A 12,476-nucleotide genomic window follows, 5' to 3' on the forward strand; every position below is an offset into this window, starting at 1 on the left:
TAGTGTATGTGAGGAGTTACGTATAATGAAAGCGTATATGCAAAGAATGGGACGTTCGTTAATGTTACCAGTTGCTGTATTACCGGCGGCTTCTTTATTAGTCGGTATTGCTAACTGGATCGTGGGAACAATCGGCGCTAGTCCAGCCACAACTTTTCTAATGAATGGTGGTTTGGCTATCTTAAACAACTTAGCATTATTATTTGCGGTTGGTTTGGCGTTAGGAATGTCAAAAGATAAAGATGGATCGGCAGCATTAGCTGGTTTAGTCGCTTATTTAGTGCCAAAAACTGTTTTAGCGCCTGCTTCTATCCAAGCCATTAAAGGCTTCAAGGATATTGCTGAAGTAAACCCAGCCTTCAACAGCATGGACAACAATGTCTTTGTCGGGATTGTCGCTGGTTTAGTTGCTGCGGCAATGTATAATCGTTTCTCTGGTGTGAAATTGCCAATGGCTTTATCATTCTTTAGTGGAAAACGTTTAGTTCCTATTATGTCAGCTATTTCGATGTTAGCAATCTCAGCTGTCTTATTCTTCTTCTGGCCAGTTGTTTATAACGGATTAGTTGCTTTTGGTAAAGGAATCTCTAGCTTAGGTTTCGTAGGAGCTGGCTTGTATGGTTTCTTTAACCGACTATTAATTCCAACAGGCTTACACCATGCCTTGAATTCTGTTTTCTGGTTTGATGTTGCTGGTATCAATGATATTGGGAACTTTTTAGCTGGTCAACAAGCGTTAGATACTGGTAAAGCAATTGTAGGGCAAACAGGGATGTATCAAGCTGGTTTCTTCCCAGTAATGATGTTCGGGTTACCAGCAGGCGCGTTTGCTATTTATCAATGTGCACGTCCTGAGAAGAAAAAAGTTACAGCTTCATTAATGTTAGCTGCTGGTTTTGCGGCTTTCTTTACAGGCGTTACTGAACCTTTAGAATTCTCATTTATGTTCGTTGCTTGGCCTTTATATGTTTTACATGCAGTCTTTACAGGTATTTCTTTAGCATTCGCTGCGTTTATGCATTGGACAGCTGGCTTTGCCTTTAGTGCAGGTTTTGTAGACTTCTTCTTAAGTTTGAAAAACCCAGTCGCGAATCATCCAATGATGTTGGTGGTTCAAGGACTTGTCTTTGCAGCAATTTACTACTTCGGTTTCCGTTTTGCAATCACTAAGTTTAACTTAATGACACCAGGACGTGAAGAAGGCGATGGCGAAGAAACGCCAGATGTTGCAGAAGGTGACAACAAATTTGCTTCTCTAGCTCGTCGTATTTATGATGGTTTAGGCGCTGATGCCAATGTAACTTCTATTGATAACTGTACAACTCGTTTACGCTTAACAGTGAAAGATACAGGCAAAGTGGATCAAGCAAAAATTAAAGCAACTGGGGTTCCTGGTGTGAAAGTCATTGATGACACCAATATCCAAGTGATCGTTGGTACGGAAGTACAATTTGTTGCTGATGAAATGCAACGATTATATAACCACCAAGCACCAACAACACCAGTCAAAGAAACACCTGTTTCTAAACCAGTTGTTGAAGAAAAAGCGCCAGTTTCAACGAAAGAAACTGAATTATATTCTGTAGCGAATGGGAAAGTTATTCCTATTTCTGAAGTACCAGATGATGTTTTCTCAGCAAAAATGATGGGTGACGGTTTTGCTGTCGTGCCAACAGACGGCGAAGTTTCAACACCCGTTGCTGGTAAAATTACTAGCATTTTCCCAACAAAGCATGCGTTAGGTATCCAAACAGATTCAGGCATTGAAGTATTATTACACATGGGTCTAGATACTGTTGAGTTACAAGGTGGACCATTTACATTACATGTTGAAGAAGGCCAAGTTGTAAAACAAGGCGATAAAATTGCAACCATTGATTTAGCCGCATTAGAACAAGCTGGCAAAAAATCAGATTTAATTGTTGTTTTCACAAATCAAGATATCGTTGCTCAATACGATTTACAAAAAGCAGGTCAAACGACTTCAATAAATGATGTAATCGGGAATGTTACCGTAAAATAAAAGTAAAAAAGGGCTAGCCGTAAGGCAGCCCTTTTTTTGATGAAATTCGATAAAATTACTTGTTATTCTATTCTAGGTGAAAACGTTCAATCTTGCGAAGTTACGGTTTGTTCACAAAAAAGTTACTTTTATTAAATAAAACTAAAGAAGTAACAAAAACTTCGCTTTTTTCAGTTATTTCAAGTAACATAGAACGTATCTTAAAAGAAAAAGTTTGGATGATTCGATGCGTAGAGTAAGAAAAATAATTTATAAAATCATGCTACTTTTGTTTGTTGGTTTAGTTGCTGGTCTTGGCTATCTTGGCTATAAAATACATCAAAATGTTGAAACGGTAATGACCTTTGAAAAACAAGTAGAAGCAGAAGTCAAAAAAAATAAAATACCTGAATACAAAACATTAGCTTTAGCGATTATCTATACAGAATCTAAAGGGAAATCTGGCGATATTATGCAGAGCAGTGAAAGTGTTTATGGACAACAAGAAGTGATTGAAACACCAGAGGAAAGTATCGCACATGGCGTAAAATTTCTCGCGGAAGCGTTAGCGAAAGCAAAAGAAGCTGGCTGTGATGAGTGGACAGGCGTACAAGCATATAATTATGGACTGGATTATATTCAGTTTGTTAAAGAACGCGGCGGGAAACACACGACAGAGTTAGCAGAAGAATATTCAAGAGAAGTCCTTTCACCGTTGCTAGGGAATGACCAAAATACGAAATATCGTTATTATCGTTGGCAAGCGTTAGTTTACAATGGTGGTTACCTTTATCAAAATGGTGGCAATATGTTCTATGCGGAAATTGTCAAAATGAATCGTTGGTTTATTGAAAAGTTAAATTAAAACGAGAAAAGTCTAAAGAATTCTTTCAACTTATAGGAATTTTTTAGGCTTTTCTTGCAGTTTCATGAAAATGCAAGTAAACTAGAAGGGATGTAACTGATTAATTGAAAAGGTAGGGAAAGAGCTGGATGTTGAATAAAGTCGACCTGAAAAAAGGGTTAAGTACAGAAGAAGTTGCCAAGCAGAAAGAGTTAGGCCTTCAAAATAATTATGAGGAAAATGTAGCAAAATCTACAAAAGATATTATTTTTGATAACGTCATGACGTTATTCAACTTTTTAAACTTTGCAATCGCTGTTTGTTTACTATTTGTCGGAGCGTATTCCAATCTGGCTTTCTTAGCGATTATTATTGTGAACATGTCAATCGGGATTTTCCAAGAAATTCATGCCCGTAATTTAGTTCAAAAATTATCTATTGTGGCAAAAGAAAATGTTCATGTTGTTCGAAATGGCGTACAACAAGAAATTGATACAAAAGAACTAGTTATGGAAGATATTGTTGTTATCTCTGCAGGGGAACAAGTTCCTTCTGATATGGAAGTTATTGACGGTAAAGTCGAAGCGAACGAAGCGTTGTTAACAGGTGAATCAGATTTAATTGAAAAGGAAATCGGCGATACCTTGCTTTCTGGAAGTTTCATTGTTAGCGGACAAGCCTATGCCCGTGTTATCCACGTTGGTGCCGAAAACTATGCTGTGAAAATCACCCAAGAAGCCAAAGTGCATAAACCAATTCAATCAGAGTTAGTCAATTCGATTCGTAAAGTCTCTAAATTTACAAGTTGGGTGATTATTCCTCTGGGGATTATTTTATTTGTTGAAGCTTTTTGGTTAAGAGATGCTGGCATTAAAACATCTGTTGTTGCTTCTGCAGCTGCTTTGTTAGGGATGTTACCAAAAGGATTAGTACTATTAATTAGTATTGCGCTGACAACAGGTGTCATTAAGTTAGCCAAAAAACGTATTCTAGTACAAGACATGTACTCAATTGAAACATTGGCCCATGTGGACACTTTGTGTTTAGATAAAACTGGAACGATTACAGAAGGTAAAATGAAAGTGCAAAAGGCGATTATCTTGCATGACAAATATGAAGAACTTTTCCCGCAGATTATCGGAAGCTACCTATCTGAAAGTACGGATAATAATATTACAATGCAAGCAATTCGTGATCACTATGAAGTATCCAATCGATTTGGCGCAAAAGAAGTCTTGGCTTTTTCTTCTGAACGAAAATGGGGAGCTATTGAATTTCCAGAAATTGGGACAGTTTATTTAGGGGCTCCTGAGCGTTTGGTAGACGATAGTCGGTTGCCAGAAGCTGTTTTTACAGCACAAGAGAATGGGTATCGCGTCTTGATGTTAGCTATTGCGGAGCAACAACCGTTAAACGAAACCAAAATGCCTTATTTAGAGCCGTTAGCAATTCTAGAAATTGATGATCCAATTCGCCAAAATGCCAAAGAAACACTGGCTTATCTAAAAGAAGAAGGAATCGACTTAAAAGTAATTTCTGGCGATAATCCGGTGACTGTTTCAAATATTGCTCGTCGTGCTGGGCTACCTGGTTATGAGTCTTATGTTGATTTGTCGACCAAAACGACAGAAGCAGAAGTGCGTGAAGCAGTTCAGCAATACACAGTGTTCGGACGTGTATCTCCTCAGCAAAAACGAACCATTGTACGTGAGTTGAAAGACACAGAGCATGTGGTGGCGATGACCGGCGATGGCGTCAACGATGTTTTGGCGTTACGAGAAGCGGATTGTAGTATCGCTATGGCAGAAGGAGATGGCGCTACTCGGCAAATTTCTAATCTAGTTTTACTAGATTCTGATTTTACAACGTTACCAGATGTCTTGTTTGAAGGACGGCGTGTGGTAAATAATGTAACTCGAGTTTCCAGCGTTTTCTTCATTAAAACGATTTATTCGTTTATTCTCTCAATCATTTGTGCCTTAACGGCCATTGCGTTCCCGTTCATTCCGATTCAAGTGACCTTGATTGATTTAGCAATTGAAGGGTATCCTGCTTTCTTCTTATCTTTCGAAGGGGACAAACGAAAAGTTGTCGGGAAGTTTTTACCAACGGCTTTGAAAAATGCGTCTGTTAATGCGCTTTTAGTTGTAGTGAATATCATTGCTGTTTATCTGATTGGACAAAATCAAGGATTTTCTTCTTTAGACACCACGACGTTAATGTATTATTTATTAGTTGGAATTAGCTGTATGGCTGTTGTTCGAGCATGTCTGCCTTTCAATCCATTACGCATTTTCTTGGTTTTCAGTACCATTATTGGTATTTATGTAGCAGCTATGTTATTCCACAACATTTTAGAAATTGGTTTCTTAACTTCGCAAACAATGGGTCTCTTCTTTATTATGATGGCCATTAATATTGTGGTGCGTGTAGCAATTGGTTTCGTACAAATGAAACGTGCTGGAAAAACAATTAAAGATTTATAAAAAACAGAGGTTGAGTTAAAAGCATTCGTCTCCAGAAATGCAGTTCTTCTTTAAATCTTGAAGGGAGTCGGAGCAAGTTTGATGTTTAATTGATTATTTTAAGAGTTAGTGTCTGGGGCAGGAGTCAGGATGACTTTTGTCCTAGATACTTTCTTTTTTTGTTGAGTTGAAACAAGATACTTGAAAAACAGAGATTATGTGATACAATAAATCATGTGTAAATGTGTCCATTGGAATTCGCACTGAAATGACAGTGCGTTTTTTAAACGGTCAATCACATGAGTTAGCACAATGCTATTCTTAGGAGGTGAGGACAATGGCACAACGCATTCCTCAGGAAGTCATTGAGGAAGTTCGTCACCGAACGAATATAGTAGATATTATTGGGCAGTATGTCCAGTTAAAAAAATCCGGTAAAAATTATATGGGTTTATGTCCGTTTCACGAAGAACGTTCCCCTTCATTTTCAGTAGCAGAAGACAAACAAATTTTTCACTGTTTTGGCTGCGGGAAAGGTGGAACTGTTTTTAATTTCTTGCAAGAAATTGAAGGCATTAGTTTTCCAGAATCCGTGAAACGTGTTGCAGATTTGGAACATTTATCTGTGGACTTTGATTGGTCAGAGCCGCGTGAAGTAGCGGATACCCCAGAAAACCAACAAAGACGGAGTTTGTTACAACTGCATAGTAAAGCCGCAGAACTTTACCATCATATTTTAGTGAATACTAAAATTGGCGAACCCGCATTAAACTATTTATTAGAGCGGGGGTTAACACAAGAACTAATTGAGACCTTTCAAATTGGATTTGCGCCGCAAAAACGTGATTTCTTAAGTCAAGTTTTTAAAAATGAACAACTGGATGAAACGCTTTTTGAGCCTTCTGGTCTGTTTGTCCAAAGAGATAACGGTACGTTTTTGGATCGTTTCTATCAACGAATCATATTTCCAATTAATGATCCCCAAGGCAATGTCATCGCCTTTTCTGGTCGCTTGTTAAAAACAGCTGATTTTCCAGGGGATGAGATGCCTAAATACTTGAATAGTCCTGAAACAACACTTTTTAATAAGCGAGAAACGCTGTTTAACTTTGATAAAGCCAGAAAAGAAATTCGTAAAGAAAATACAGTCTTGCTTTTTGAAGGATTCATGGATGTTATCGCTGCTTGGCAATCAGGTGTAAAAAGTGGTGTGGCTTCAATGGGGACTAGTTTGACCAATGAACAAATTCGGCGTTTGGAACGGGTCGCTAAGGAAGTAGTTATTTGTTACGATGGCGATAATGCCGGTGTTCAAGCCACAAACCGTGCGATTCAATTATTGCAAGAAAACAGTCATTTTGACTTGAGTATTGTCAGCATCCCTGAAAAGCTGGATCCTGATGAATATGTGCGGAAATATGGCGCAGAAGCTTTTCAAAATTTAGCCAATCATGGCCGAGAAACAGTTTTTAGTTTTAAAATGAATTATCATCGGTTAACTAGAAACATGAATAACGAAAAAGAACAATTGGATTATGTGAACGAATTGTTACGGGAGTTAACCAATGTTCAATCTCCCTTGGAACGTGATCGTTATTTAAACCAAATTGCTCAGGAATTTCAACTTTCTGTTCATAGTTTAGAAGAACAATTCAATCAATTGAAGCAAGAGCAACGTTCAGTCCAACGGCAAGAAAGGCAACAATTTTATCAAGATGAAATGATGCCACCACCAATAGAAGAACCTGTTTTTGAAGAGAATCACGTCCAAAACAAGTTACCGTTAACCCAAGTTCAAAAAGCAGAACGTTCTTTATTATTTCGTTTAATGAATGAACAAGGAGTACGGCAAACCGTTCAACAATTGCCAGATTTTTCGTTCGCTCATGATGAATACCAAGAATTATATTTCTTGCTAGAAAGTTATGCGACATTGCATCAAAGTTTCGACATTGCCGATTTTATTAATTTCTTGCAAGATAATCAAACCAAACAATTAGCAATTGAAATTGCATATCAGAATTTATCGGAAGAAAGCTCTGAGCGAGAAGTTGCCGATTTATTACATGTAATTGCCTTATCAAGTATTGCAGAGGCAATTGAGCAGAAAAAGATTCAACAGCAAGAAGCAAAACGAGTGGGCAACCAACAGCTTGAAGCCGAATTAACAATGGAGATTATCCAATTGGCTCGACAGCTTAAAGCTCAACGAACATTTACTTAAGCAATAAATGAATAGAACTAAGCGTTTTGTTCATTTTATTTTGATAAGTCCCAGTGATTTATCAGTTATTTCAAGCGTGAACCGAAAAATGAAGGGGGCCTTCTTTCATGGAAAAAGAAACAAGTAAAAAATATGAAGCTGCAGTGGCAGCATTTATCAAAGAAAACAAGCCTAAAGGAACAGTGGTTTATGATGATTTAGCGAATCAATTAGCCACACCGTATACTTTGGATGCAGAAGCTATGGAAAAATTGATCCAAAAAGTTGAAGATGCTGGTATCAGCGTGGTCGATGAAAATGGAGACCCAAGTGAACATAGCTTAAAAAAAGATGAAAAAGAAGCGGAAAAGGCCCAAGCAGAAGACTTATCTGCGCCAACAGGTGTTAAAATTAATGATCCCGTGCGTATGTACCTAAAAGAAATTGGGCGCGTTCAATTATTAACTGCCGCAGAAGAAGTTGAATTGGCACTTAAAATTGAAGAAGGCGATCAAGAAGCAAAACAACGTTTAGCAGAAGCTAACTTACGTTTGGTTGTTTCAATTGCCAAACGATATGTAGGTCGTGGTATGCAATTCTTGGATTTAATTCAAGAAGGTAATATGGGCTTAATGAAAGCTGTTGAAAAATTTGACTACCGTAAAGGATTCAAATTCTCTACGTATGCTACTTGGTGGATTCGTCAAGCGATTACGCGGGCAATTGCGGACCAAGCTAGAACGATTCGAATTCCTGTTCACATGGTTGAAACAATCAATAAATTGATTCGGATTCAACGCCAACTATTGCAAGATTTAGGTAGAGAACCAACGCCAGAAGAAATTGGTGCGGAAATGGATTTACCAACAGAAAAAGTTCGTGAAATCCTAAAAATCGCACAAGAGCCAGTCTCTTTAGAAACACCAATTGGTGAAGAAGATGATTCACATTTAGGTGATTTCATTGAAGACCAAGATGCTACAAGTCCTGCTGAACATGCAGCTTACGAATTGTTAAAAGAACAACTAGAAGATGTTCTGGATACTTTAACAGACCGTGAAGAAAATGTTTTACGTTTACGTTTTGGTTTAGATGATGGTCGGACACGTACGCTAGAAGAAGTCGGAAAAGTTTTCGGTGTCACTCGCGAACGTATTCGTCAAATTGAAGCAAAAGCGTTAAGAAAACTAAGACATCCTTCTCGTTCAAAACAATTAAAAGACTTTTTAGAATAAACATACCGTTTAGCGGCTCTTTTCGTGCATGCGAGAAGAGCCGCTTTTGTTTTTTAAAAAGTCTCTAAATGTCATTGCTAGTTATTGGAAGAAGGCGCAAGTTGTGGTAAATTAGAAGTAATGGAATATTAGCAGAATGTGAGGCGGAAGAATGACAAAAAAATGTCCGAAGTGCGGGAACGAATTCGATGCAGAATTAACGACCTGCCCAACATGTGGCTATTCACTAACTGACACAACAGTTGATAAAGAAGAAGTGGAAACGACTTCAACAAATATAGATTTTGAAACACAGGAAAATGAACAACACGAAGATCAATTAAATGAGAATATTGAATGGTCTGAGTTAAAAGATATGAGCTTAGGCCATGTGATGGAACTGTTTGGCGAATCACCAGAAGAAGAAAGTAATGATGACAAAAAAGAAGAGTCGATAGAAGATAACTTAATAGGCTCTGATTCAGAAGCAGCGCTTCAAGAAGGGGCTAGTGAGGAGACTCATGATTCGGTGGAGGAAACGATACCAGCGACAGAAGCGACGCCTACTCATTCAACAGAAGAAAAACTAGCAACGGACGAAGCAGTTAATTTAGAAGAAACAACAGAAGAAACAACTACTGTTGAAGCAGAAACAGCTGAGGTATCTGAGACGGTGAAGTCAGAAGAGGAAGCTTTAACAGAGATTTCAGGAACTGAAGTTATCTCTACTACTTCTGAAGAAGAAATTTTTTCACAACCACCGATAGAAGATCAAGATGTAACACCAAACGAAACTTTGCAAGCTTATATTCAAGCGCATCGAGCAGATACAGAAATGTCTGAAAATCCATCAGAAGAAACAGCAGAGACCCAAGAGTTAGAAAACAGCGGTGAGGCAGTATTAACCCAAGCCGAAACACCAACTGAATCCATTTCAGATTCTGAAGAAGGGTTAACAAGTGCAGCGTCGCTAGAGGCACCGAGCGACGCTGATGCAACCGAGGAAAAAGTTTCAGATTCAGGTGTGATACCACCGATGAATGAAACCGGGAATGCTCAACCAGCGCCTGCTCCGAAGAAACCATCAAAAAAAGTGGCTTTCGTTGCGCTTGCGGTTGTTTTATTAGCTGGAGGTAGTGCTTGGGCGTATCATGATCAAACGCAAAAAGCTGCCGCGCAAGAGGCGGCGGCACTAACCAAGAAAACAGATACGCTGAAAGATGAACTAGCAGCCTTTTATACCACGAAGGAGCAAGTTTTTATTAAACCAGATATGGTGACTGTTAGTCCAGAAAAACTCTCAAAACAAGTCGCGGAAATTAAAGATTCAGAAGAGTATTCTCAATTAAATAAACAAATTCAAACATTGAAAGAGAAGCAACAAACCATTCAACAAATCAACCAATTATTTGAGGCGCCGATTGTCAATGGCAATGAGTTGAAACCGGCGATTCTAGCGGCTGATCAACCAATTTCCGTAAAGAAATTAACAGGAAATGATCCATTTGACCAATTGATGAACCAAGCAATCGATCAAGCGAACCAACAATACAACCAATTACAAAAAGCTAAAAAAGCGGTTGAGGTCATTTATAAAGATGGAAAAACTACCAATCAGCTGAATCGAGACACGTATCAAGCTGCTAAGGCAGAAGTAGATAAAGTAACAAGTGATAAGCTGAAAAAAGAATTGGTCAAACAAGTCACGACAGCTGACCAAGCGTTAACCAAGGTTGAAGAAGAACAGAAAAGAATTGCAGAAGAACAAGCTGCCGCAGAGCAAGCAAAACAAGCAGAAGAACAAGCGAAACAAGCTGCTGCCGCGAAAAAAGAGAACGCTAAGAAGGAAGAAACAGCAAAAACAGAAGCGAATGGCTACACGGCGCCGAATAGTGACGGGGTTTACACTAGTCCGCTTTATGCGCCAGATGCTGCCGATATCGCTGATAGTAGCAATCCAGCGTGGACATGGGCACCAGGTGTGAAAGAAAAAGTCTTAGACACAGTGATTGCTCGTGGCTATGTGGTTCCTGGCGGATATTCTTTAGAACCTGCCAAAATTGTGAATGGCGAAGGTTACTACAATCTTTATGCAACAAACAATCAATCAAAATTATTAGAAGGCACTACAGAGAAAAATGTTCACATGTATTTAGTTACAATCAATGCTAAAACAGGTTGGTTCAAAGGGAACGCTTCTCGTAATGCAGGGCAATAAAAGAAAATAGAAACAATCGAACAAAAGCAGAAATCTTTTGTTCGATTGATTTTCCTTGAGGAGTTAATGATAAATGAGAGAATTACTAGCAACAACATTTACCGGCATTGTGGTCGATGAAAATGAACAATTTTATTTTGTTCAAAAAAATGGCATCACATTCCGTTTAAAAAAAGAAGAAGGTACGCATGCTATAGGGGAGGCTGTAGAAGGCTTTGGTTATTTAAATCAAAAACAAGAGCCAGCACTGACAACTACAATTCCTACTGTGCGCATTGGTAGCTATGGCTTTGGTACTGTCACAGGAACGAGACGTGATTTAGGTGTTTTTGTGGATGTTGGCTTACCAGATAAAGATGTTGTTATTTCGTTGGATGAATTACCAACCATGCGGGAACTTTGGCCTAAAAAAGAAGACCGAGTAATGGTTACTTTAAAAGTGGACAGTAAAGACCGCATTTGGGGCGAATTAGCAGATGAAAAAGTCTTTAAGGCAATGGCAAAACGCGGGAATGCTGAAATGCAAAACCAAAACTTAACTGGGCATGTGTATCGTCTGAAACTTGCAGGAACGTATATTTTAACTGATGATTTATACATTGGATTTATCCATCCTTCTGAACGATTCCAGGAACCACGTTTAGGTGAAAAAGTAGTGGGACGTGTGATTGGCGTGCGGCCAGACGGCGTATTGAATCTTTCATTAAAACCAAGAAGTCATGAAGTAATCAGCGATGATGCGTTAATGATTCTAACTTTCTTAGAAAGAGCAAACGATCACCAAATTCCTTTCACCGATAAATCAAGCCCTGATGAAATTAAACAAACCTTTGGCATTAGTAAAGCTCAATTTAAACGCGCCTTAGGCCATTTAATGAAACAAAAATTAATTAAACAAGAAGATGGTAAAACAATTCTAATTGGCTCGTTGGAACAATCAAAAGAAAAAAATTAAGGTAGCTAATTGAGAATATCTTGCAAATTACAGTTATTTCTTTTATAATTATTTTAATTTGATTGATAAATTAAGTTTCTTAATTTGTAATCATTCTAAACAAGGAGCTGTAATAATGGATTCGACTGCTGCTTTAAAAAAGACAAAAAAACAATTACATGAATCAGGCTTTAAATTAACACCACAACGGGAAGCAACCGTACTTGTATTATTGGAAAATGAAAAAGATCATTTATCAGCAGAAGAAATTTACTTCTTGGTAAAACAAAAAAGTCCGGAAATTGGTCTAGCAACAGTCTATCGAACGCTAGAAATTTTAACAGACTTAAAAGTCGTTGATAAAGTGAGCTTTAACGATGGTTTAGCTCGCTATGATTTAAGAAAAGAAGGCGCCAAACACTTTCACCACCATTTGTTATGCTTAGAATGTGGCACAATTGAGGAAGTGGAAGAAGACTTGCTTGGTGAAGTAGAGCAAATTGTTGAAAGTCGGTATCATTTTTTAGTCAAAGATCATCGCTTAACTTTTCATGGTATTTGTCAAAGTTGTCAAAGTAAACATTAAAAAAACTGCC

Annotated in this window: 8 protein-coding genes; all 8 read left to right on the top strand. The window is 38.2% G+C overall.

Going from position 1 to position 12,476, the window contains the following annotated elements; genetic code table 11:
• Positions 1-25: 25 nt before the first annotated feature.
• The 8 genes from nagE to AB3I72_RS00845 all read left to right on the top strand — a co-directional run bounded on the left by nagE (position 26) and on the right by AB3I72_RS00845 (position 12,466).
• Positions 26-2,023 carry an N-acetylglucosamine-specific PTS transporter subunit IIBC gene (gene nagE / locus AB3I72_RS00810; protein WP_061101472.1) on the top strand — a complete coding sequence of 666 codons (1,998 nt, stop codon included), beginning with the start codon at positions 26-28 and terminating at the stop codon, positions 2,021-2,023.
• A gap of 226 nt (positions 2,024-2,249) precedes the next feature.
• The gene (locus AB3I72_RS00815) at positions 2,250-2,867 is read left to right on the top strand and encodes a lysozyme family protein (protein ID WP_002357646.1); all 618 of its coding nucleotides are present in this window, start codon (positions 2,250-2,252) and stop codon (positions 2,865-2,867) included.
• A gap of 128 nt (positions 2,868-2,995) precedes the next feature.
• On the top strand, positions 2,996-5,332 hold the full coding sequence (locus AB3I72_RS00820) for a cation-translocating P-type ATPase (protein ID WP_061101474.1): 2,337 nt from the start codon (positions 2,996-2,998) through the stop codon (positions 5,330-5,332).
• A 316-nt stretch (positions 5,333-5,648) separates the two neighbouring features.
• Positions 5,649-7,535, top strand: coding sequence for a DNA primase (gene dnaG, locus AB3I72_RS00825; protein WP_061101475.1), 1,887 nt, complete (start codon positions 5,649-5,651; stop codon positions 7,533-7,535).
• Positions 7,536-7,642: 107 nt separating this feature from the next.
• Entirely contained in the window at positions 7,643-8,749 is a 1,107-nt protein-coding gene (gene rpoD, locus AB3I72_RS00830) for an RNA polymerase sigma factor RpoD (RefSeq protein WP_002360364.1), read from the top strand.
• A gap of 151 nt (positions 8,750-8,900) precedes the next feature.
• The gene (locus AB3I72_RS00835; RefSeq protein WP_368023413.1) at positions 8,901-10,946 is read left to right on the top strand and encodes a cell division site-positioning protein MapZ family protein; all 2,046 of its coding nucleotides are present in this window, start codon (positions 8,901-8,903) and stop codon (positions 10,944-10,946) included.
• Positions 10,947-11,019: 73 nt separating this feature from the next.
• Positions 11,020-11,901, top strand: coding sequence for a S1 RNA-binding domain-containing protein (locus AB3I72_RS00840; RefSeq protein ID WP_002361792.1), 882 nt, complete (start codon positions 11,020-11,022; stop codon positions 11,899-11,901).
• A gap of 115 nt (positions 11,902-12,016) precedes the next feature.
• Positions 12,017-12,466 (top strand): Fur family transcriptional regulator, encoded by a 450-nt coding sequence (locus tag AB3I72_RS00845; RefSeq protein WP_002357640.1) that lies wholly within the window; start codon positions 12,017-12,019, stop codon positions 12,464-12,466.
• Positions 12,467-12,476 lie beyond the last annotated feature (10 nt).

The organism is Enterococcus sp. GC34, from assembly GCF_040886645.1.
Taxonomy (GTDB): Bacteria; Bacillota; Bacilli; order Lactobacillales; family Enterococcaceae; genus Enterococcus; species Enterococcus faecalis.